Origin of the sequence: Bacteroides sedimenti (assembly GCF_040365225.1) — a bacterium.
Taxonomy (GTDB): domain Bacteria; phylum Bacteroidota; class Bacteroidia; order Bacteroidales; family Bacteroidaceae; genus Bacteroides; species Bacteroides sedimenti.
Map to the genome: position 1 here is coordinate 2,333,318 of NZ_AP028055.1, position 23,629 is coordinate 2,356,946.

A 23,629-nucleotide genomic window follows, 5' to 3' on the forward strand; every position below is an offset into this window, starting at 1 on the left:
ATGGAAATATTAAAAGAACGTATCCTGCAGGACGGCAAATGTTTTGAAGGTGGAATATTAAAAGTAGACAGCTTTATCAATCATCAAATGGATCCCATGCTGATGTATCAGATTGCTGAGGAGTTTGTAACCCGTTTTAAGAATGAAAATATAAACAAGATTGTCACTATTGAGGCAAGTGGAATTGCTCCTGCCATTCTGGTTGGCTATGCAATGCAGCTCCCGGTTGTTTTTGTGAAGAAAAAGCAACCAAAAACCATGGAAAACATGCTTACCACCACGGTGCACTCGTTTACCAAGGACCGCGATTACACCGTTTGTATCAGCAACAATTTCCTGACTTCGGATGACCGCGTGCTTTTCATTGATGATTTTCTGGCAAATGGCAATGCAGCCATGGGAATGATAGACCTAATCAATCAGGCCGGAGCAACCCTCAGCGGCATGGGATTTATAATTGAGAAGGCATTTCAGGAAGGTGGAAAGATTCTTCGCGATAAAGACATCCATGTTGAATCACTTGCCATTATCGAAGATTTATCTAATTGCGAGATAAAAATCCGTTAATCAGACATCGGATTACACATTATATAAAATATAGACTCCTTTCGGAAGCATTATCCGAAAGGAGTTTTTTTTTGCCACACCATTAATCTCATTCCCCATGTTTTTGTTTTAAAAAAGTCGCGCAGTCACGCAAGTCACGCACTTCCGATTTAACACACTCATATCATGCACATTACAGGTACGAATCTTCTGCGTAAGCAGTGCGTGACTTCCATAAAGTCGCGCACTCCCGTACCGACCGATAATCAATTTTTGTTACAAAACAAAACACCACTATATGCACATGTTTATCAATAGCTTAAATTTAATTTTAACGATTTGAACTTAATAATAATGCTTATATCTTTGTCTTTACATCCGGGTGTACAGGCAGGGTACATCCGGGTGGAGCACTATGGTACACCCGGGTGTAGGAGGATGGTTGACCCGGATGAGTAGAAAAAAACTTCAATGAATCTTCAATAACATATGTGGGCAACATGCTAAAATTCGACAACAAGCATCTGAAAACTGATAGGACTTCTATTTTTTAAGGGCAAATGCCGCGCATATTCCGGAGAAGAATCAAGCTAAAAGAAAAATATTAAAGCCATTTATCATTAGAATTAATACACGCCCAGATTTATAGCACTATAATTCAATAGGTTAAACAAGTAATAGGAGATATCTTAGCCATTGACAAGTGCGTGACTTCTGCGTGAGATATGAAAATATAAAACAAAAGTCACGCACCCACAATCAACTGATTCAGTGCATATTACACCCATTCTGCGTGACTTGCGCGACTTGCGTGACTTTTCAAATTAATTTCATAGGGAACTTGAGTTAGCAGACAATGATTCGGTTCTGAAATACATTTAATGATTGCAGTAAACGAGCGACAGAAAGACGAAATTTATCCTACAATAGAAAACCCTGATAATAACCAAACGTAAGTTGTTTATTATCAGGGTTTTGCCAAAATAAGTGGAGCTGGAGGGAATCGAACCCTCGTCCAAACGAGGAAATCATAAGCTTTCTACATGCTTATCTTCGCCTAGGTTTTCGAATATAGCAGGACCGAAGCCACCAAACTATACCTTAGTCTCTTAATTTTCGCAAGAGCCACGAGACTGGACTCAAACTATTTCCGATATAACTGCACCACTAAACCGGAACGCTTCGGAACAACAGCAACCGAGTGATGTCTCGTCTCCGCACCTAGTGCAGAGATTAAGCTAATCTACTATGATTCGATTAAGCAGCAAGAGCGTAATTATTTTCGCCAGATAAAATTTTGATAACTGAGATTAAAGTGCAAATCACCGACGCACTGCATGCTTACATACCATTTCTGCCCGCTGTCAAATCCAGTCAACCCCTTATTTTAATAGGTTGTTTTGTAATCAGAAGAATGCAACCTTTTCAGAGCAATAAATACATCAGAAACAGGAAGCACTTTTTAAAGCACCTCATGGCTGCTTTCTCCGATACAAAGATACTAATTATTTGTTTGAATTGTAACCTGATACTCTATTATTTTATGAAAGATTATCAGTTATTCTGCATTTTCACACGAACAGAAATTTTATCTCCTTATAAGATTAAACTCCCTCTAATTCCGTTTAGAACTTCTAAAGTTTCTCAAAAAAAGAATGAAACACTAAGGGCCCGGACCGGTTTGTTGATTTATACAAAATAAACGAGCCTTACTTTTCCGAATACCCCGCTAAATTATAACAAACAGGAGTTGTACTATTTCCCACACGGTAAATGCCAAACTTAAAGTAATAACCATCATCATCATTACGGCCAATCAGAATCTGCTTGTTATCAACCAGATGAGAAGATATATCTTTTCCTTTCTCTGAATACTTCATCTGTACATCCAACTTTCCGGGTTTCAATATATTCTCACTTTCTTTTCCATACACCGTCCAGTCAATTTTCACCTTAAATGTAATCCAGCAATCTTTCGGAAAATCCTCAAAAGACATTTTATAGGCAATAGTTGAAGCCTTATAGTTAGATGTTACCGGCTTCATTACCTGCTGTTTTTCAGGGTTGGCATTGCAACGGTCTGTTTTATCAGAAAGCCATTTCCTATCCGAATTGGCTTTTATATAAAACCATCCGCCCGAGAATCCAAAAGCCAAAGGAGGATAACCACCTTGTTCTACCACCCACCCATTAGGCTTTCCTGCTTTATAAACAACGTTTCCATTCTTATCTTTCTTTTCAACCTTATCATAAGCAATGTCTTTCTTGAAAATCATCCGATTATCTAAATCCAGAAACTCTTCCACACTCAGCTTCCTAACATCTCCTTGCGGTGTAGATACCAAAGTGCGGGTTGGCATGCCGTGCCACTGAGCAAATATTGTACTAACATCCTTACTTAATGAAGATGGTATATAAACAGAAAATTCATAAGTCCGTGAAGAACCCTGAGGACAACTACCTTTTCCATGATGATATACTGTTTTCATTTTCTGGGCATTGACGTATTCATTTGCAGACAAACCCCTGAAATCGGCAGAAGTTGCATAACAATAAGACAACTCGGCACGCCCTTTTGTCTCGCCTTTTGCATAACCTTCCAAAGTATTATCACCTTCTTTCAATTCAAAACGATAAGAGGGCTTTCCTTTAAAAGGAAGAGAATAATCATGTTGAACGGAGTGTGGTTTATTAGTACCCACAGCCACCCAGCAACCATCAATAATCTGGTTCGTTTTAGCCGAATCTGCCTGAACATTAACACGTCCTTTCAACGGTACCAAACCATTTCGGGGAGCTTCCTTAGAGCGTTGTTGCTGCTGTCTTTCAGCCGCTCCTGCTTGAAAAGTAATTAAAACCAAAGCAACCGAGCAAAAATAAAGTTTTATGTCTTTCATCATACTAAATTATTAAATGTTGAATAAATGAGTAAATCAGGCTTTTATAATTTATTGCTAAAGTACGACTTATAATTTTTAGATTAAGATGGCATTGTTTAAACCTTGTTTGATTATGATTCGCATATAGCATTTGTGTTGAGTATTCTATTAAAGATGTTCAGGTGCTAATTTGAGATCTTAATATCTGATAAACTATTAATCATTTAAGTGATTGTAACAAAGGTTACAAGCTACAACAAAAGAAGATATCTATCTTTGCATCATCATTCAAAAAAGAGCAAAGTATGAAACGAACTGTGATAAAAATAGACGAAGAATTGTGCAACGGATGTGGCAGATGCGTAGAAGGCTGTCACGAAGGGGCCCTCCAACTGATTAACGGAAAAGCGGTTATGGTGAGTGAACTGTACTGTGACGGACTGGGTGCCTGTATTGGCGATTGCCCAGAAGGAGCCATAGAGCTGGAAGAGCGTGAGGCAGAGCCTTACAGTGAAGTGGCGGTTATGGAACGGATTTCGCCAAAAGGAGAAAGAGTTATCCTTGCTCACCTGAAACACCTGAAAGAACATGGTGAAACCGAATTACTAAAGCAGGGAGTGGAATACCTGAAAAGAAACAATATTGCTATTGACCTCTCTTCTATCCACGGACAGAAAACTGCAGGTGCAGCATTCAGCGGCTGTCCAGGCTCAATGGCACGTGCATTAAAACCCGATTTCAAAGCCACCCCTATTGTAGGAATGGCTCAGGAGGAGGTTACATCCATGGCTCAACCTTCCGAACTTCGTCAATGGCCGGTACAGCTTCATCTGCTGAATCCACAAGCCGGATACTTTCAGGGTGCTAATGTGTTGCTAGCAGCAGACTGTTCATCCTTTACCGCTGGGAATTTCCACAGTAGGTTCCTTAAAGGAAAGATTCTGGCCATCGCATGCCCTAAATTAGATAGTGGTACGGACTCGTACATCGAAAAAATCCGTGTGATGATTGATGAATCTCAGATAGATACGCTTACCGTACTGATAATGGAAGTACCTTGCTGCGGCGGGCTTTTGCAAATGGCTAAAATGGCAAGGGAGGAAGCATCAAGGCACATCCCGATAAAATGCATAGTCCTTAACCTGGAAGGAGAAATAAAAAGTGAAGTCTGGCTGTAAACCAGACTTTTTTTTATTAAATAAACCTATATGAACTAATCTTAAATATGTACCTGAAGCTCCTACTAAACAGAAGTTATTGCGCATGTTAGTACATTTTGTTGTTTTTTTGATTATTTTTGCAGCAAAAAACATGAAACGCAAGAATTTACTCTTAATTGCTCTTTTAGGAGCGTGCCAATTTATAGCGGCACAGAATCTTCAGTTACATTATGACTTTAGACATGCACTGCATAGTAACGTTGCTCCAAAGAACTATATTACTTCTACCTTTGAGATGTTTAAACCTGACCAATGGGGATCTACTTTCTTGTTTGTAGATATGGATTATAACCAAAGTAAAGGGAATGTAGGAACTGCATATTGGGAAATTGCACGCGATTTTAAGATTGGTAAATGCCCTATCATGCCTCATATTGAATATAATGGCGGTGTAGGAAACGCAGAAGGCTTTGGATTCTCTATTGCCAATGCTTACCTGGTAGGTGCTTCTTATCCTTTCAGCGTTGGTAAAGCAAACTTCAGTACTTACATTGCTTACAAATACAATGCATTTAAAAAGACAAGTAATGATGTGCAATGGACCGGAACATGGGGCATCCCAGCATTAGACGGTAAAATGACTTTCTCTGGATTCATTGATGTATGGACAGAAAACAAAGACCGTTCAGGTATTGAATCAGGCAAAAAGGTTATTTTGCTTACAGAACCTCAGATTTGGTACAATGTCAATTCTAAATTATCAGTCGGTTCAGAGATTGAAATCAGCAACAATTTCTATACTGCATACAAGAACAAGATGTACATTTGCCCAACTGTTGCTGCAAAATGGAATTTTTAAATAAAATATAGATAATCGATGATTGAAAAATTATTTAAACTAAAGGAAAACAAGACAAATGTCAGCACTGAACTCGTAGCGGGAGTTATTACATTCCTGGCGATGTCATATATCCTGATTGTTAACCCCAACATCATGGGTGAAACCGGAATGGATAAACATGCATTGTTCACTGCAACAGCTGTATCGGCTATTTTGGGAACTCTTTTCATGGCATTTATTCCAAATCTGCCAATTGCTCAGGCATCGGGAATGGGTCTTAACAATTTCTTTGCCTTTACTGTGGTACTGACCATGGGATATAGTTGGCAAATGGCTCTGACTGCGGTATTTATTGAAGGCCTGATCTTCATTTTGCTGACCTTCTTCAACATCCGCGAACTGATTGTAAAAAGTGTACCCAAAACGCTGAAAGATGCAATACCAGTGGGTATAGGTCTCTTTATCACATTAATCGGGATGAAAAATGCAGGCATTATTGTTAGCAATCCTCATACACTGGTTGCAATGGGTGATTTTTCTAACCACAATGTATGGATTGCTTTGATTGGTTTGATTATAACCGGCGCACTGTTTGCAAAGAACGTACACGGTTCCATTTTGATTGGTATCGTTGTAGCAACTGTTTGCGGAATATTTTTAGGAGAGGTGCATGCACCCGAAAATGGCATTTTCTCAATGCCTCCGTCTATCGCTCCCATATTCTGCCAGTTTGAATGGCAACATGTATTCTCACTGGACATGCTGATTGTTGTTTTCACCTTCTTGTTTGTGAATCTTTTCGACACAGTGGGAACATTGATCGGTGTTGCTTCAAAAGCGGGATTCATTGATGAACAAGGAAACTTCCCTCAGGTTAAGAAAGCACTTTTTGCTGATGCATTGGGTACTACATTCGGAGCAATCCTTGGCACCAGCACTGTAACATCATACGTTGAAAGTTGCGCAGGTGTGGCATCAGGTGGTAGAACCGGCCTTACAGCTGTCAGCACTGCGTTTATGTTCATCATTGCCCTCTTCCTGTCTCCATTGTTCCTGATGGTACCAGCTTCGGCAACAGCACCGGCATTAATCATTGTGGGTCTGTTTATGATCTCTTCTATCGTTAAAATCAATTTCGACGATATGACAGAATCTCTACCGGCCTTCCTGACCATCATCATGATGCCTTTCTGTTACAGCATTGCTCAAGGTATCGTATTTGGATTCCTGAGCTATTCACTGCTAAAAGTCTGCACCGGACAAGCAAAGAAAGTATCTTATACTGTATTTGTAATCTCAGCCTTGTTCATGATAAAAATGGTAATGGATGCTATGCATGTTATATAAATTACAACAGTAATATCACTACTATAAAAAAAGCGGGAAAGAGTATTCTTCCCGCTTTTTCTTGTTTATACCGATTCATATTTTATGAATTCAAACAAATAAATTGCTATTCCCAAAATCACCGCAGAAGACATAAGCCTACCAACTGTGAAAATATTATAACCAGATGGTTCTTTATCAGCGAGTAGCTTATAACAGAAAAGTCTAACATAAGCTTCCTAGACCTCATACAAGAATTAATTATAATTGTCTGGTACAAATTTATTTTGGGGCACTGTCATTCTAATCGCGGCAATAACCCCGATTATCCCCCAAATCAACATTATTATTGACTGAATCATCGTCATTTTAATACTTGTGGTATTAATGCCATAAAAAGCCATCAAAATAACTACAAAAGAACTTATTCCCAAGAGTACAGATAAGACACTTGCTAAAGCTCTACTTTTCCAAAAAAATTGACCAATAAGGCTAATTAATAAAGGCAAAAAGATACAAACGAGAAAAATATCCCATCCGTCCATTGCATATCCAAGTATTGCAGCTTTGGCTAATGCAGTTAACCCAAATCCTATTGGAACTACAAAAACGATTTCTTGCCAAAATTTCAGAGCTAATTTCAATGATTTAATTGTCATTTCTTGCATTTTTAAATGGTTAACATATTTATTCAACGCTCTATTAGCTAATTTATTGTTTAATTAGCCCTTATAGCTTGCTATAAAATTGAAAACAGGTTACACAAAACGTCTTTTATATTATGATAAACATGCTATATATGGCTGATTATTGTAAATAAAATACGGATATATTTAGATCTATAGAAGTTATATTTTGATTGAATTATCATATAAATTGCTGCTTATGCTTAAAATTGAATTACTAGTATTTATAGATTGATGAAAACAGTAAAATCGTAAAAAATAAATTTGGAATGATTCAATCCAGACTTCAAGTAAAATTCTGATTATTATCGATTCCATCAATGGAAAGGAAAAATTGCATTTTTTACTAATCAGAACGAATTAAATATTAATTTTAACAAGTCTATTAAACATATATTTATCATGGAAAAAATTAGATTTCTTGTAACTTTATTCTGCCTTTTTTCTGTATTTCCTGCTCAAGCCAATAAGAAAAAAACTGTCTTTGTAATCGTTGATGGCATACCGGCTGATGTTATTGAGCGAGTCCATACCCCGAATATTGATGAAATTTCATCTGCTGGAGGTTATACACGAGCCGCAATGGGTGGTAAAGTAAATGATGTAACACAAACTCCGACAATTTCTGCGGTATGCTATAACACACTACTCACTTCTACATGGGTAAATAAACACAATGTATGGGGAAATGGAGTGGAAGCTCCTAATTATAATTACTGGAACATTTTTCGTATTGCCGAGAATCAGAAAAAGAACGTAGAAACCGCCATCTATTCTACCTGGCTGGATAATCGCACAAAATTAGTTGGGGATGGACTGCCGGCTGCCGGAAATATAAACATAGACAAGCATCTGGATGGATTAGAATTGGATAAAAATAATTATCCTACCGAACCAAATAATTTGCATATCTTTAAAATAGACGAGACTATATCTAAAGCTGCAGCAGAAGGAATTAGTAAAGACGGGCCGGATTTGACATGGGTTTATTTGCAGTACACTGATGATGCCGGTCATAAATTTGGCAATGGAGAGAGATTTGACTCTTTTGTTGAAGCTGCAGATAAGCAGGTCGGACGGATTTGGGAGGCTGTAAAAAAACGTCAGAAAGCAACGGGGGAAGATTGGCTGGTTGTGATTGTTACCGACCATGGACGCAATAGTACAGGATACGGTCATGGTGGACAATCAGAGCGCGAACGCACCATCTGGATTTCGATGAACCAAAAGCCTAACTCCTATTTCAATAAAGGGCAAGCGTCAATGGTGGATATTCTTCCAACGATCTGCCGTTTTATGAACTTCTCTGTTCCTAAAGAAGTAAGCTATGAGGAAGAGGGAATGCCATTGATAGGAAAGATAAGTTTCTCGAATCTGGAAATGAAACAAGATGAAGGAGGAATAGAGCTATCCTGGAAAGCGTATGATAATGCTCCTTTGGAAATATATGCATCAACGACGAACCACTTTAAGGAAGGCAAAACTGATGAATGGAAGAAAGTGGGACGTGTCAGGGCTTCCGAAAGAAAATTCTCACTCCCCTATGCTAAGGACGAGTATTGCAAGATCTGTGTCAGAGGAAGCAAAAATAATGGAACCGTATCCATAAAATAAAGCTTTAATCGTAAAGAGCTATTAAAAAATAGATCATAAGTTTTAAAACATTCAGGGAGCCCAAAAGCAAAATTAGTTCTCTAAAAAATGAATATTCATAAAATTCTCAGATAATAAACTGAAGAAAAAGTCATAAATAAGGGGTTGTTCCAACTTTTTGGACAACCCCTTGTTTACGTAGTATAGTTTTATTTATATATTATAACTCTCCGTTATATTTCCAATTCAGGCAAACGGTCTTTCAATTTGGTCTGCTTCCCTCCTTCTTGAATAATCGTTGCATCATCATAAATGAGACTTACATTCTCCTTAGCATTCTTTACACTGAAACTGGCTTTCCCTTCAGAAGAAATGTTAGCCTTGATTTCCCAACTTCCAACTTTTATCAAACCATTCTGAAGTATCTGAGGTATAGCATCCGGAACGTCTTTCTGATGCGTATTGATAATTGTTGCGAAACGATAAACTTTGCGTGCTGGCGAAGTCGCCGTAAAATGCCAGTGATTCTCAAGCGGAGCGAAATATCCTTTATCGTCAGCTCGCAGCCAGTTTACGGCAGGATAAAAGAACTGATCGGTCTGTTCCGTTTTCAACTGGTCAGGAGAAAACAGATAAGCATCCGAGGCTCCCATGCCATTAGTTGCTCTAATGCGTACATATTCTTTTTCTTTCGTTACCTCCATTTTATTCACAGCCGTATGCAACAAATAACTCCAGATCACGCTTGTATCTGCCTCTAATTCGTCATAAATAAACATTATTCCGGCATTGCCCAGTTCAACTACATGGCGTCGGAAGGTCTTCAGATGATTCTTATCCCAACCGTTTGTAGGTGAATATTCTAATTTCGATTGTTTGCCACGCTCCAACCAAAGAGGAGAAATCACTTCTCCGTAAGCATTCGATGCATCGCCTACCAGATAACCAATCTTGTCACTCACATAGTAACGGGGAATCCAGCCATAACCTTCGGTTCCTATTCTTTGTCCCATGCCATTGACCAGGATAGTGTTGTGCGCACGAGTGGCACGGTGGCAATAAACGCTATGCTCGTCAGTAAAACTGATGTGGTGCCCGCTGCTGTAAAACAAGGGGCGCCCGTTGTAGAATGTGTTGAAAGCATTCTGATTTGCAAGGGCATGCGATGTGGAGGCATAAGGGCTTGAACGGAAAGAGAACATAGCATTGCGTTTAATGCTGTGCCAGTCAGACATAAATGTGGCAATACCTGTTTCTGGGAATACATAACCCAAAGGTAGTTCGTTCAATCCCTTTCCTTGCGGCAAAGACTTATGGCACTGCAAGCGGAACCAAGACAAATCTCCGGGTTTTGCCATAAATGCTTCCTTCAGGATATCTGGCTGTTTCTCTGAAATACGACGCAAATAATCGGCGGCAAATGTATTGCCTGTCAGACGGGCTAAAGCATCTGCATATCCCACACGTACACCATTTGGTTTAATAATCTTTCGATGTGAGCTACCGTTACCAGCCGATTTGGAGAAAGGTGGCTGTTGATAAATAACGTACATTGCCGAACCTTTGTACCAGGGATCTGTAAAGAAGTCGAATCCGCTAATGCGGCTATAAAAATAAGGAACTTCAATCAGTGTGCGGATATTAACATGAAAATATGAATCGCCATTGTGCCATCCTCCATCTTTATTTAATCCGGGGAAGCGTGCCAACCAAACATTATAACAATAATCCACCCAAGTATCAGCTTCGGGCAATTCACCATAAACGCTGAAAGCAGCCATCGTAAAAATACGCAAAGTCATTTGCCACACATGGTTGTCAGCAATATGATTTTCTAAATGGTTATTAAATTGCCTATAAAAGTCACCGCCCATTATTTTAATCTCATTGAGAAGCATCTTCTTCTGACTGTCAGAAAGCTGATTGTAAAAAGAATCATAAGCCATAGAGCATAATGAAAGAATGGTAGCAGTATTGAAATCGCCGGCTACATTTTTATTTCCGCTCCAACTAATCATTTCTGTGATACGCTTCATAGCCTCATCAGAATAGCGCTTATTCTGCGTCAATAGATATGCGCGTATCAACACTTCAGTATTCGCTTCTTCGCGGTCTATAATATTACGGCTTTCACGTACCAACATGGCGTTTCTTTTAACAGCATTTTCCAAACCGCCAATGTTACTTGTATCTATCTGGTTGATTGAATACATGGGAGTTTTTATTACTTTTTCAGCTCGTTCTATATACCACTGATATTCCGGAGCCGACTTGCTTTGCTGCATAAAATCTGTCCATTCGTTCTTCATTACCCAGACACGCGGATGGTAAGTCGGTAAATTCTTCAGTACTTTTTTCAACGAAGGTGGACAGAATTTATTAGGATTCTCCTTTACTGTGAACTGCAGCACTTGCGACCAATCAGTTTTTGCATCATTTACATACCCATATTGCCAGTACCACACACCCGTGTCAAGCGGTTTTCCAGGGTTATGAAAAGGCCACAGAGTAGAAACGGTAGTCACGTTCTGCCTCATATTCGGGTCCTTGGAATAACGGACCTGATATCTTAGCTTCGTTTTATCAACCATTTCGTTTTCTGACTTTATACCATCTAATAAATTCTCCATGGTATTAACATACGAAGGAAGAGGCCACTGCAATGAAACTGATCTGTCAGAAACTACAGCTTTATTTAAAGGAGAAGGGGTTGCTCTCATTTCGTGCATCAACGTGACATCATTCAATTTCATGGTGACTTGTGCATTCATATTTAAAGTAAAAATGCTACATATTAATGCTAAATAGAAGTTTTTGTTCATGGTTATTATTAATATTATATTCAAAGTTTTTTAGCATAAAAGTCCTTTATGATTTTACTTCTGACAGAGCTCTTTGGTCCCTAGCTATACAGATAAAAGGGATCACAAAAAACAGATCCAGTTACATATTATCACTTCAACAAGGCTTTACTTCAGATTTTCTATCACAAAGTTAGATATTTCACTTAGAACAACTGTTTTACATTGTTTTTCATTTATTCAAATATGATTATGATATTCCAATTCTGTTTAAAAGATTAGCAAGAATGTATCAAGATGTTATCCAGAATCTATTATAAAGTTTTATTCGATTAATTATCAAGCAATTACATTCACAACAGAAATATAATATAACTGAGTGGTGAAAAATAATATATTTTCTACAGCACTCAAATTAATAGAAGATTTATTGGTAAAGAAACTATATGGAGGAATCCTGCTTATCTGCGGGTGATAAAGTTGACATCAAAACAATGATAACCAACTGAAATAAGTATGATACAATTAAAAGAAAAAGAAGAGGAAATATCGCAAATACGACACACCCTCTTCTTATCCATGCACTATCCGAAAAAGAATCGAGGTCAAAGTTATCAGAGATTTAACCTCTTTTTCAAGATATGTTATTTAATACAATGTAATAAATCAGAATTCGCTTGTAAAATGGAATTTGATGCTCTTAAAGTCCATCTGTGCCATCTGAAGCACATAATTACTATCGGCAAGGAAAACATCGCGTCCTTCGCGGTCCTTCGCCATAAACTGGTACTTACGTTTCTTGAATGCTTCCAACTCTTCTGCATTGTCACTTTCAATCCAGCATGCTTTGTACAAACTAAGGGGTTCCCAGCGACAAGCGGCATTGTATTCATTCAACAGTCGATACTGAATAACCTCAAATTGCAGTTGCCCTACTGTACCAATAATCTTGCGACCATTAAACTGGTTGACAAACAGCTGGGCTACCCCTTCATCCATTAACTGATCAATACCTTTATTAAGCTGCTTAGTCTTCATTGGGTCGGCGTTCTCTATGTATTTGAACATCTCGGGAGAGAAGCTAGGTAATCCTTTGAAGTGTAGCTCTTCTCCTTCCGTCAGCGTATCACCAATTTTAAAGTTTCCGGTATCGGGCAACCCGATGATATCTCCCGGATAAGCCTCGTCAATAGTACTCTTCTTCTGAGCCATAAACTGAGTAGGTGAGGAAAAACGCATAGTTTTGCCATGACGCACATGCTTATAGGGGGCATTCCGCACAAACTTTCCAGAACAAACTTTGCAGAAAGCCACGCAGGAACGGTGGTTAGGGTCAATATTAGCTGTAATTTTAAAGATAAATCCGGTAAACTTCTCATCTTCAGGATTTACAACCCGTTCCTCAGCCTGAACCGGACGTGGAGATGGAGCTATTTCGACAAAACAGTCCAGCAGTTCCTGCACACCAAAATTATTAAGAGCCGATCCAAAGAATACGGGTGCAATCTCTGCTTTGAGGTAATCATTCACATCAAATTCAGGATAAACTCCATCAACTAATTCTAAGTCCATACGGAGCTTCTCAGCCAGTTGCTCACCAATATTATGTTCTAGTTCCTCACTATCTATATCGATTTCCACCTTCTCAGTAACAACCTGTTTGCTTGGCTGATAAAGGTCTAATTTACCTTCGTATATATTATAAACGCCTTTAAAACGAAGCCCTTGTTCAATAGGCCAGCTCAAGGGGCGAACCTTAATCTGAAGTTCGGCTTCAATTTCATCTAGCAAATCAAAGGGATCGCGTCCTTCGCGGTCCATCTTATTGATAAATACAATTACAGGGGTATTTCTCATTCGGCAGACTTCCATCAGCTTCCGGGTCTGCGCCTCAACCCCTTTGGCTCCGTCTACCACGATAATAACGCTGTCTACCGCTGTTAGTGTACGGAATGTATCTTCAGCAAAATCCTGGTGACCCGGAGTATCGAGAATGTTTACTTTGAAATCCCGGTAATCAAATTCCATCACAGAAGTTGTTACAGAAATACCACGTTGCTTTTCAATTTCCATCCAGTCGGACGTTGCTGTTTTCTTAATCTTATTAGACTTCACAGCCCCTGCAACCTGAATCTGGCCTCCAAAGAGAAGAAGTTTTTCGGTTAATGTTGTTTTACCCGCATCCGGGTGAGAAATAATAGCGAACGTACGCCTTCTTTTAATTTCGTCAAGCATAATTATTAATTAATATCATTGATACATTCTTTCAGACTCACCTCCCAGTGAGGAATTTCAATGCCAAAAGTTTCTTTTATTTTTGTTTTATCCAATACCGAATAATGTGGTCGAGCCGCCTTTGTGGGATAATCGGCTGTATGAAGAGGTTTCACCTTACAGGTCTCGATTCCTGCCAGGCGGTGAATAGCCATCGTAAAATCGTACCAAGAGCAAACACCTTCATTGCTGAAATGATAAACACCCCGAACAACCCCTTTATTTATAGCTGCATAGATAGCTTTTGCCAAATCGCGTGCGTAGGTTGGAGTTCCAACCTGGTCGAAAATAACCCCCAGACTCTCTTTCTCTTTTCCTAAACGAATCATCGTTTTTACAAAATTATTGCCAAAAGTGGAGTAAAGCCAAGCAGTTCTGATTACCATTGAATTGGTACAGCTATTCAAAACATTCTGTTCTCCTTCCAGTTTTGTTGATCCGTAAACGGATGCAGGACAAGTCTTTTCATCCTCAGTATAAGGGGTGTGATTTGTTCCATTAAAGACATAATCAGTTGAAATCTGAATTATGGCAGCCCCTCTGCTTTGTGCAGCTTTCGCTAAATATCCAGGGGCTATTGCATTTAGCTTGGTACATAATTGAATATTATCTTCTGCATTATCAACAGCGGTATATGCTGCGCAGTTAACAATTAGGTCTATTCCACGGTTGTTTACAAATTCCTGAACAGCCAGTTCATCACAGATGTCAAGCTCCTGCACATCAGTAAAAAAATAGTTGTATTGACTGTTTTCCGAAGAAAGCAAACGCATTTCACTGCCTAACTGCCCATTGGCTCCAGTAATCAGAATATTTTTCATGACTTAATCGTCTAATTTTAAATCGCCGTTTCTCTCCTTTTCATAGTAGTTGGAAAGAAGTGAAAGGAACTTTGCAATAACCTCAAGTGCTTTTGCTGTCTCTACAGAAATCTCTTTCTTCTGAAGTCGTAGCAACATAGCTCCATATAGTGCTTCGAAACAGGTCTCAAGCTCAGACTCGTCCTTCTTTCCGCTTTTATTCCGCAACTCTACAATATAAGGCAATGCTTTATAATATGCTGCGCCATAGAAAGGTTCTTTAGTGGATCGAAGTAACTGAAGATGCAAATCGATCAATGCTATAATCACATTTTTACAGATTTGCAGATGCCCTTTCTCCTGCACACCTTCTTCGCGCATCATTGTTATTAAATCTCCGTACCACTGTATCAGTTTCTCTTTTTCATCATTGTCAACCTGATACTGACTGATAAAATTCGTTTGTAATTTATCAATATCACATTCTGCAGCCCTGATTAAATCCTCAATCTGCCACATATAAATAAGGTATTCTGCAATATTGGTTTGTTTTAAATTCTGAGCTATAAACATATTCTTTCGATTAATATAGAGCTTTACCTAGCAAAGTGAAAATAACTCCTATGACCGACAAGAGCATCACAACTCCTCCGATTACACGGTTAATCATCCAGATTCCCCGCACATTGAATCGCGTCCGGAGCTTACTAACAAAGAAGGTTATGCAGAACCACCACGTAAATGCCCCGAGAGCAATAGAGAGATACCCAATTACCTGTTCGTAAATATGAATTTGTGGAGTAACAAAAGTAAACCGGGCGAAAAGTCCTATAAAGAGAAAGATTATCAATGGATTTGAGAGTGTTACCGCAAAGGCTGTTACAAAGTTATGCAAATAGGTTCCTGTTGAGGAGGATGCCGGTCGCAAAGCACGTACCGGGTTGCTTCTGAAAGTATATACCCCAAATGCAAAAAGCATGACACTACCCAACAACTGAAGATAAAACATGTTGGTTGAAATGAAGTCAAATATAAAACTCATGCCATACCCGGTTAGTAGTGCGTAAGCAATATCACTTACAGATGCTCCGAGTCCTGTAACAAAACCATACCATCGTCCTTTGTTTAAAGTACGCTGTATACAGAGTACCCCTACAGGGCCTAACGGTGCTGAAACCACCACTCCTATGATAAATCCTTTTACCAGCAGGTCTAATATCGTCACTTCTATAGCTAACATTTTGCAAAGATGGCACTTTTTTGCGAAATCTGAAGCATTCCTTTTACGTTTTTTACCTCATTATGCGTCGGTTTAGCTTTTTTAGCAATCTCTCCTTAAAAGAAAAAAAACGGCCAGAAAAAGTCTCTGGCCGATAAAATAAAGTGATTTCTTCTCTATTATCTCTTTCGACCAAATGTAATATTAAAACCAAGGCATAGATTTGCATTCATATTACCGACAGGGATATATTGAGGAGTAACCTCGGTAATCATACGATCAGACCCCATAAAGAAGGTGAAACCTTTAGGATGAAAATTAACCATCCAGCCCAAATTGGGACCAAAATCAGAATACGAATAGTTTACTGTTGCATCAAACCATTTTAAGGGACTAATACTGGCAGCAACTGTAGCTTCGTTCCAAGTGTAAGGCTTATTAATATGTGTTGTAGCCAACAAGCCAAGCGAAAGCCTGTCGTAGAAAGGAAATTTATATTCTGCCCCCAGATTAACTGTAGATGTCAGCTTTGTAGAACGTCGACTTGTTCCTTCGTCATAAAAACGGGTCATATCTTCCAGATCGTCTTTAATATTATCAAACTGCTTATCCACACTATTTGGATCACCTTCAGCAGGTTCAATAGCTATATTAGAAAATCCATCAAAAATAAAAGGTTCATTGTTGCGGGTTGCTCCTTTCAAGTTCTTGCTCCAGGAGATATATCCCAAATCAAGAGCGGCAGCCGACAAAGTAAGATGGTCGCCCAACTGATAGGTTATTCCTAGATCAACCGCACCACCCAATCCGGCTACACCGGGTGAATCATAATCAAACCCGCTGATCTGTCCCGGATTATCTGTTTTAGTTTTATAATAACCTTTCGCTACAGCCGTGTTCAAAGTCCCGTTTGCCATAATTTCCCACTTATCACCTGTCAGGGCAATATCCATCTGATCGATCTTGGCATCTACATTGGCTGCTCCGAGCAACAATTTCAGCTTTGCCCCAATTGTCAGGTTATCGTTCACTTTATGAGCGTGTCCTAAAGCTATTTCCAGATAATTATTGGAATTTGCGGAGAAATCCTTAATGTGGTATACTTCCTGATCCATTCCCGTTTTCATAAAATTAAATAGTTCGTAGGGCAAATTGAACGAGGTATTTGACTTCACCCCCACATCGATTGTGTTGAATCCACCCAACCCATAAAAACCGGTAGAAAAAAGAGTCAGGCCAATATTTGTATTAATCTGGTTATTAGTCTTTAGTTTCCCGAGAAATTCAGTTCGATCAACTGAAGAACTCATAAATGTTGTCAAATCGTACTTCCCAGTCGGATCATTATATTTGTAAACAAAATCAGACAAGCCGACATTACTCGTCGTTCCCAGATTTATGTTTCCCAGCGCTGGAATACTGATATAATTCCGTTCTCCCATGAAAGCGGGGTTCAATTGGTGACGATATGTGGAGCCTTCAAGAAAATAAGAAGAGCGCAATGTCTGAGCAGAAATGCTTACCGGCAGAACTCCGGAAAAAAAAGTCAATATAGAGATTAAAACGATTAATTTACGTGATTTCATTAGAACATATTATTAGGGGTTGGCTACTTCTTGTTTAAATCCAGATTCAATCCTCCAATCGCCATAGCCTTGATATTAGTAAGACGAAGATACTGTGATTCTTTTAATGGCATTCCGTTTACTGTCTGGGGCGATTTTGCCGTTACTTTCAACAATAAGCCATCAAGCTTCTTTATTGCCTCATCAGATGCCTCTGTCAGCTCAATAGTGATGGGAGATTTTTGTGTTTTACCATTATTATCGCAAGGGGCAATTTCACCTGTTACTTTTACAGAAAGGCCGGAAATCGTTTTTTTGTCGATCCCTACAGGAATTGCTTCCATCTGTAGCTTCAGAGGGATATTATTCTCCACTGTAGTTGTGACATTCAAACTGCTAATGTCGAGGTCTTTGATATCATCATTGAAACCGTCTATTGTATCATTGTATGCAATAGACAGTCCAGAACCAAACTTAAAAGGAACCTCAACCGCATAATCGATATTTACATAATAATCTTTCCCCAACTGAATCTTGTGAGTAGAACTTTGATCTGCATCAGCATTCAGCACGAGTCCTATTTTATCGGGTATTTTTTCAATCAGCTTATTCAGATCTGCTATTTGATAGTTTTTACATCCGGCCGGGCCTCCCTGTCCTGTTCTGGATAGACAGATAACGCTTTTACCAGCAGCGTCAATACGAATTGGGTTTACAGATGTTCCTTTAATATCTACCTGGCTGAGCGCAACTCCGTTCCTATAACCTCTGAGCACCCCACTAATAATAATCGGAATATCAATTTCGTTGTTTACAGTTAAACGAATCATTGGATTTTCTACATCCATAGTCACAGCCTCATCTTTAAGAAATTCAGGAATTGAAAAAGATATCGGATTAACTTTTACATTAATCGTGGGATCGACCATTCCTTCTACTTCAGATATCACTACGGGAGACACTGTGATAGATGTTTCTAGTTTAATATCTCCAGTCACCATTGAAGCATTGAGGTTTGTTCCTACAATATTACCAGCAATTGATACATTCTTTTCTAATTGAAGAAGCTGGTTCTTGATAGCTAATGCACCACCGGATTCACAGCTAAAGCTAAAGCCGTTTATATAAATTTCTTTTGTCAGCCCGCCAGCAACTTTATCATTCAATATAAGTTCATGATTTGCATTCAGTTGATTTGAAACAACAAAATCAGGGAAAGTAACGACCAAATTGTTAAACCTTACATCAGCACTTGGATTCACTCCTGTTAAATTAAACTTCATCACAGCTTTTACTTGTGCAGCAGAAGATATCCCTATCTTTTTAATAGAAGAGAGCTCTGCAGGCATACCGCTACGGTTTAATTCAAACACTCCCGAAGTGAGAGGAACAGCCACTGCTAAGTTCCCAGAAGCAGAATGCAATTCCGAATAAGCAGAAGCATGCCCTATTGTGATGATTGGTAAATTAATAGGAGCCACATTGATAGGAGCCACACTGTTTACAGAGACTTTTACAGGACTTACAACGTCTTCTTTCAACAATGAATATTCGCCACCATTTAAATGAAGAACATCTGACTCATCCACTTTGATAATTTTATTCAATTTTATAGAGTCTGTACTACCAACCGGAAGAGCCAATTTGCTACCTCCCACGTGAATGTTTAAATCAATATTCTTACTTAAATCGTAATCCTGGTTTACGCAAGAGGCAAAAAAGAAAGACGAAATAAACAAATTTGTAAGAATAACTTTCAATTTGTTTTTAGTCATAGTTATTTGGTGCAATTATGTTGTAGATATGCGATAAAAATTTTCCAAATGCAAACATACACTATTTTTTTAAAAATATAACCTTTAGAAATAAATTCCCTTATCATTTAACAAAATAAGTTAACTTTGATTAAAATAACATTTCATATCAGCTATTAAATTTTTATGCTAGGTACTAAAGGCAAAAACTAAAGCTTGGGCATTATTGTTTAATTTTGTACAATGAGAAATCTTTAATAAAAAAGGAGCTGAAAATTCCAGCAATCATTTTCTGTTCGATTCTTCCAGAAGCTACAATAAAACAACATTATAGCAGCTAGTAATAGGAATTTTCTGATTAGGAATTCAAACTGTCACAAATAATAAACCCATTTCTTTCACAGGCCAATGGATTTACGTAACTTTGCAGCTTAAATTATGAACAATTCACTAGATTACTATAACCCATATATACTTAAAGTGATATGATTCTTTTTTTCAGAACCCCTTCTCAGAGCGTGGTGGCTGTAGAGTCTGACCATGAATTCTCTTCTGAGGACATCAAGAAACTCAGTTGGCTTTTAGGTGAAGCAAATGTGGAAAACGAAGACCAGCTACAAGGCTATTTCGTAGGTCCTCGTAAGGAAATGGTTACTCCCTGGAGTACAAATGCCGTGGACATTACTCAGAACATGGGCATTGAAGGTATTCTCCGTATTGAAGAATACTTCCCTGTGGAAAACGAAAACGCTGATCACGACCCGATGCTGCAACGCATGTACAAAGGCTTGAATCAGGATATATTTTCAACCCATCGTGAACCGGAAGCCATCATCTATATTGACGATCTGGCAGCTTATAATGAAAAAGAGGGGCTGGCTCTCTCTCAGGAAGAGATGGATTACCTACTCAACCTGGAGAAAACCATGGGACGCAAACTTACGGATTCTGAGGTATTCGGTTTTGCTCAAATCAATTCAGAGCACTGCCGTCACAAGATTTTCGGTGGAACCTTTATCATCGATGGCAAAGAGATGGAATCTTCACTTTTCCAGATGATCAAGAAAACAACTGCCGAGAACCCAAATAAGATTATTTCGGCCTACAAAGACAACGTGGCCTTTGCCGAAGGCCCGGTAGTGGAACAGTTTGCCCCGGCCGACCACACCACTTCCGACTATTTCCAGATTAAAGACATTAAAACCGTAATTTCCCTGAAAGCGGAAACACACAACTTCCCAACCACCGTGGAACCCTTCAATGGCGCTTCTACTGGTACTGGAGGTGAGATCCGCGATCGTATGGGTGGAGGTAAAGGCTCTTTGCCAATTGCAGGAACTGCCGTTTACATGACCTCTTATCCTCGTACGGAAGAGGGAAGAGAATGGGAAGAACTACTTCCGGTTCGCGAATGGTTGTACCAGACTCCGGAACAGATTCTGATCAAGGCATCTAACGGGGCTTCCGACTTCGGCAACAAGTTTGGTCAGCCGTTGATCTGCGGATCTGTACTGACTTTTGAACACAACGAAAATAATGTTCGCTACGGTTACGACAAGGTAATTATGCTTGCCGGCGGTGTGGGTTATGGAACACAACGCGACTGTCTGAAAGGCAAACCCGAAACAGGAAACAAAGTTGTGGTACTGGGCGGTGACAACTACCGCATTGGTCTGGGAGGTGGATCGGTTTCTTCCGTAGACACCGGACGTTACTCCAGCGGCATTGAGCTGAACGCCGTTCAGCGTGCCAACGCCGAGATGCAAAAACGTGCTAACAACGTAGTGCGCGCCCTTTGCGAAGAAGACGAAAACCCGATTGTTTCCATTCACGACCATGGTTCGGCCGGTCACGTAAACTGCCTCTCTGAGTTAGTTGAAGAAAACGGTGGATTGATTCACATGGATAAACTCCCTATCGGCGACAAGACACTGTCGGCAAAAGAGATCATTGCCAACGAGTCTCAGGAACGTATGGGACTATTGATAAAGGAAGAGGCCATTGAGCATGTACGCAAGATTGCCGAACGCGAACGCGCTCCGATGTACGTTGTGGGTGAAACTACCGGTGACGGTCGCTTTGCGTTTGAACAAGCTGACGGTGTTCGTCCGTTTGACCTGGCTGTTGACCAAATGTTTGGTAGCTCTCCAAAGACTTACATGATTGACAAGACCGTAGAAACACACTACGAGAATGTAACTTACCATATTGACAACCTAGACGAATACCTTACCCGCGTGCTTCAGCTGGAAGCTGTTGCCTGCAAGGACTGGTTGACCAACAAGGTAGACCGTTCTGTAACCGGAAAGGTTGCCCGCCAGCAATGTCAAGGCGAACTTCAGTTGCCGCTGAGCGACTGTGGAGTGGTAGCACTCGACTACAGAGGAGAAAAAGGGATTGCCACTTCAATCGGACATGCACCTCAGGCTGCTTTGGCCGATCCGGCTGCGGGTTCGGTACTTGCCGTATCGGAAGCGCTGACCAACCTGGTCTGGGCTCCACTGGTCGACGGAATGGATAGTATCTCTTTGTCTGCCAACTGGATGTGGCCTTGCCGCTCAATGGAAGGCGAGGATGCCAGACTCTACACAGCCGTAAAAGCATTGTCCGATTTCTGCTGCGGTCTGCAAATCAATGTTCCAACAGGAAAGGACTCCTTGTCCATGACCCAGAAATACCCCGACGGAAGCAAAGTGGTTTCTCCGGGAACAGTCATCGTATCGGCTGGCGCCGAGGTGTCTGACATCAAGAAGGTGGTATCGCCGGTATTGGTGAACGATCCGAAAAGTTACCTGTACCATATTGACTTCAGCTTCGATGAATTAAAGCTGGGCGGTTCCGCCTTTGCTCAATCGCTGAACAAGATCGGTGACGATGTACCTTGCGTACAAGACAGCGAATACTTCCGCGATGCCTTCCTGGCTGTTCAGGAATTGGTGAACAAGGGACTGATCATGGCCGGACACGACATCTCTGCCGGTGGTCTGATCACTACACTGCTGGAAATGTGCTTCGCCAACGTAGAAGGCGGTCTGGAAGTTAATCTGGACAAGATGAAAGAAGAAGATCTGATCAAGATTCTCTTCGCTGAAAATCCGGGCGTGGTGATTCAAGTGAAACACAAGGCCGAGGTGGAAAAGATCCTGGAAGATGCAGGAGTAGGCTTCATCATGATTGCCAAGCCAACCGACGAACGTCATATCCTTGTATCAAAAGACGATGCCACTTACCAGTTTGGCATTGACTATATGCGCGATGTGTGGTACTCCTCTTCATACCTGCTAGACAGAAAACAGTCCATGAACGGTTGCGCCAAGGCTCGTTTCGAGAACTACAAAATGCAACCGCTGGAATTCGCCTTCAACAAGGAGTTCAAAGGCAAGTTCTCGCAATTCGGCATCTCGCCCGACCGCCGCACACCAAGCGGAATCAAGGCTGCCATCATCCGTGAAAAGGGAACCAACGGTGAGCGCGAAATGGCTTACTCACTCTACCTGGCCGGATTCGATGTGAAAGATGTGGCCATGACCGACCTGATCAGTGGCCGCGAAACGCTGGAAGACATCAACATGATTGTTTTCTGCGGAGGCTTCTCCAACTCAGACGTACTGGGTTCTGCCAAAGGATGGGCTGGAGGAATCCTGTTCAACGAAAAGGCAAAGGCCACCATCGACAAGTTCTATGCACGCAAGGACACCTTGAGCCTTGGTATTTGCAACGGCTGTCAGCTAATGATTGAACTGGGACTGATCAATCCAGAACACGAGAAAAAGGCGAAGATGCTGCACAATAACTCTCATAAGTTCGAATCTACATTTGTGGGTGTCACTATCCCAACAAATCGCAGTGTCATGTTCGGTTCACTAAGCGGATCTAAACTGGGTATCTGGGTAGCTCATGGTGAAGGAAAATTCTCGCTGCCTTACGAAGAGGATAAGTATAATGTAGTAGCCACTTACTCTTATGACGAATATCCGGGCAATCCGAATGGTTCTGATTACAGCGTAGCCGCATTGGCATCTGAAGATGGCCGTCACCTGGCAATGATGCCTCACTTGGAACGAGCAATTTTCCCTTGGCAGAATGCTTATTACCCCGCTGAAAGAATTAACAGTGACCAAATCACTCCGTGGATGGAAGCTTTTGTTAATGCGCGTAAATGGGTTGAAGAACACAAATAATAAC

15 protein-coding genes and 1 other RNA gene are annotated in these 23,629 nt (G+C 40.2%); 6 read left to right on the forward strand and 10 right to left on the reverse strand.

All coding sequences use genetic code 11. The features are described from left to right. Positions 1-567: a xanthine phosphoribosyltransferase gene (xpt, locus tag ABWU87_RS09200; RefSeq protein WP_353330095.1), complete on the forward strand. Its 567-nt coding sequence runs from the start codon at positions 1-3 to the stop codon at positions 565-567. Between the two features lie 964 nt (positions 568-1,531). On the opposite strand, the gene ssrA is transcribed toward xpt, so the two are convergent. Together ssrA and ABWU87_RS09210 are read right to left on the reverse strand one after the other, a co-directional pair. Beyond that, positions 1,532-1,928, reverse strand: a transfer-messenger RNA (tmRNA) gene (ssrA, locus tag ABWU87_RS09205). Positions 1,929-2,255: 327 nt separating this feature from the next. Continuing rightward, complete coding sequence (locus tag ABWU87_RS09210; RefSeq protein ID WP_353330097.1) at positions 2,256-3,446, reverse strand: heparin lyase I family protein; 1,191 nt, start codon at positions 3,444-3,446, stop codon at positions 2,256-2,258. A gap of 284 nt (positions 3,447-3,730) precedes the next feature. Between ABWU87_RS09210 and ABWU87_RS09215 the strand changes: the two genes are divergently transcribed. From ABWU87_RS09215 to ABWU87_RS09225, 3 genes are all read left to right on the forward strand, one after another. Next, positions 3,731-4,603, forward strand: coding sequence for an ATP-binding protein (locus tag ABWU87_RS09215; protein WP_353330099.1), 873 nt, complete (start codon positions 3,731-3,733; stop codon positions 4,601-4,603). A 133-nt stretch (positions 4,604-4,736) separates the two neighbouring features. After that, positions 4,737-5,444, forward strand: coding sequence for a DUF5020 family protein (locus ABWU87_RS09220; protein ID WP_353330101.1), 708 nt, complete (start codon positions 4,737-4,739; stop codon positions 5,442-5,444). 18 nt (positions 5,445-5,462) lie between these two features. Then, a complete protein-coding gene (locus tag ABWU87_RS09225; RefSeq protein ID WP_353330103.1) occupies positions 5,463-6,773 on the forward strand; it encodes an NCS2 family permease in 1,311 nt (436 codons plus the stop codon). A 236-nt stretch (positions 6,774-7,009) separates the two neighbouring features. On the opposite strand, the gene ABWU87_RS09230 is transcribed toward ABWU87_RS09225, so the two are convergent. Further along, positions 7,010-7,411, reverse strand: coding sequence for a hypothetical protein (locus tag ABWU87_RS09230; RefSeq protein ID WP_353330105.1), 402 nt, complete (start codon positions 7,409-7,411; stop codon positions 7,010-7,012). A gap of 429 nt (positions 7,412-7,840) precedes the next feature. Between ABWU87_RS09230 and ABWU87_RS09235 the strand changes: the two genes are divergently transcribed. After that, positions 7,841-9,052, forward strand: coding sequence for an alkaline phosphatase family protein (locus tag ABWU87_RS09235; protein WP_353330107.1), 1,212 nt, complete (start codon positions 7,841-7,843; stop codon positions 9,050-9,052). Between the two features lie 212 nt (positions 9,053-9,264). Here the strand turns inward: ABWU87_RS09235 and ABWU87_RS09240 are convergent, their stop codons facing one another. From ABWU87_RS09240 to ABWU87_RS09270, 7 genes are all read right to left on the reverse strand, one after another. Next, complete coding sequence (locus ABWU87_RS09240; RefSeq protein WP_434533879.1) at positions 9,265-11,853, reverse strand: DUF4962 domain-containing protein; 2,589 nt, start codon at positions 11,851-11,853, stop codon at positions 9,265-9,267. Between the two features lie 645 nt (positions 11,854-12,498). Next, positions 12,499-14,067 carry a peptide chain release factor 3 gene (locus tag ABWU87_RS09245; RefSeq protein WP_353330111.1) on the reverse strand — a complete coding sequence of 523 codons (1,569 nt, stop codon included), beginning with the start codon at positions 14,065-14,067 and terminating at the stop codon, positions 12,499-12,501. 5 nt (positions 14,068-14,072) lie between these two features. Continuing rightward, positions 14,073-14,927 carry a dTDP-4-dehydrorhamnose reductase gene (rfbD, locus tag ABWU87_RS09250; RefSeq protein ID WP_353330113.1) on the reverse strand — a complete coding sequence of 285 codons (855 nt, stop codon included), beginning with the start codon at positions 14,925-14,927 and terminating at the stop codon, positions 14,073-14,075. Positions 14,928-14,930: 3 nt separating this feature from the next. Then, entirely contained in the window at positions 14,931-15,479 is a 549-nt protein-coding gene (locus ABWU87_RS09255; RefSeq protein ID WP_353330115.1) for a DUF4924 family protein, read from the reverse strand. Positions 15,480-15,489: 10 nt separating this feature from the next. Beyond that, a complete protein-coding gene (locus ABWU87_RS09260) occupies positions 15,490-16,146 on the reverse strand; it encodes a LysE family translocator (RefSeq protein ID WP_353330117.1) in 657 nt (218 codons plus the stop codon). Positions 16,147-16,304: 158 nt separating this feature from the next. Beyond that, positions 16,305-17,711, reverse strand: a complete 1,407-nt coding sequence (locus ABWU87_RS09265) for a DUF5723 family protein (protein WP_353330119.1) — start codon at positions 17,709-17,711, stop codon at positions 16,305-16,307. A 23-nt stretch (positions 17,712-17,734) separates the two neighbouring features. Then, positions 17,735-19,465 (reverse strand): hypothetical protein, encoded by a 1,731-nt coding sequence (locus ABWU87_RS09270; protein ID WP_353330121.1) that lies wholly within the window; start codon positions 19,463-19,465, stop codon positions 17,735-17,737. 464 nt (positions 19,466-19,929) lie between these two features. Between ABWU87_RS09270 and purL the strand changes: the two genes are divergently transcribed. Continuing rightward, entirely contained in the window at positions 19,930-23,625 is a 3,696-nt protein-coding gene (purL, locus tag ABWU87_RS09275; RefSeq protein ID WP_353330123.1) for a phosphoribosylformylglycinamidine synthase, read from the forward strand. Positions 23,626-23,629 lie beyond the last annotated feature (4 nt).

What these genes read in the sequence shown, in the direction of transcription:
- ABWU87_RS09235 (WP_353330107.1), top strand. Translation starts at nt 7,841, where the DNA reads ATGGAAAAAATTAGATTTCTTGTAACTTTATTCTGCCTTTTTTCTGTA.
- ABWU87_RS09215 (WP_353330099.1), top strand. Translation starts at nt 3,731, where the DNA reads ATGAAACGAACTGTGATAAAAATAGACGAAGAATTGTGCAACGGATGT.
- ABWU87_RS09225 (WP_353330103.1), top strand. Translation starts at nt 5,463, where the DNA reads ATGATTGAAAAATTATTTAAACTAAAGGAAAACAAGACAAATGTCAGC.
- ABWU87_RS09265 (WP_353330119.1), bottom strand. Translation starts at nt 17,711, where the DNA reads ATGAAATCACGTAAATTAATCGTTTTAATCTCTATATTGACTTTTTTT.
- rfbD (WP_353330113.1), bottom strand. Translation starts at nt 14,927, where the DNA reads ATGAAAAATATTCTGATTACTGGAGCCAATGGGCAGTTAGGCAGTGAA.
- ABWU87_RS09230 (WP_353330105.1), bottom strand. Translation starts at nt 7,411, where the DNA reads ATGACAATTAAATCATTGAAATTAGCTCTGAAATTTTGGCAAGAAATC.
- ABWU87_RS09260 (WP_353330117.1), bottom strand. Translation starts at nt 16,146, where the DNA reads ATGTTAGCTATAGAAGTGACGATATTAGACCTGCTGGTAAAAGGATTT.
- ABWU87_RS09245 (WP_353330111.1), bottom strand. Translation starts at nt 14,067, where the DNA reads ATGCTTGACGAAATTAAAAGAAGGCGTACGTTCGCTATTATTTCTCAC.
- ABWU87_RS09240 (WP_434533879.1), bottom strand. Translation starts at nt 11,853, where the DNA reads ATGAACAAAAACTTCTATTTAGCATTAATATGTAGCATTTTTACTTTA.
- ABWU87_RS09270 (WP_353330121.1), bottom strand. Translation starts at nt 19,465, where the DNA reads ATGACTAAAAACAAATTGAAAGTTATTCTTACAAATTTGTTTATTTCG.
- purL (WP_353330123.1), top strand. Translation starts at nt 19,930, where the DNA reads ATGATTCTTTTTTTCAGAACCCCTTCTCAGAGCGTGGTGGCTGTAGAG.
- xpt (WP_353330095.1), top strand. Translation starts at nt 1, where the DNA reads ATGGAAATATTAAAAGAACGTATCCTGCAGGACGGCAAATGTTTTGAA.
- ABWU87_RS09255 (WP_353330115.1), bottom strand. Translation starts at nt 15,479, where the DNA reads ATGTTTATAGCTCAGAATTTAAAACAAACCAATATTGCAGAATACCTT.
- ABWU87_RS09210 (WP_353330097.1), bottom strand. Translation starts at nt 3,446, where the DNA reads ATGATGAAAGACATAAAACTTTATTTTTGCTCGGTTGCTTTGGTTTTA.
- ABWU87_RS09220 (WP_353330101.1), top strand. Translation starts at nt 4,737, where the DNA reads ATGAAACGCAAGAATTTACTCTTAATTGCTCTTTTAGGAGCGTGCCAA.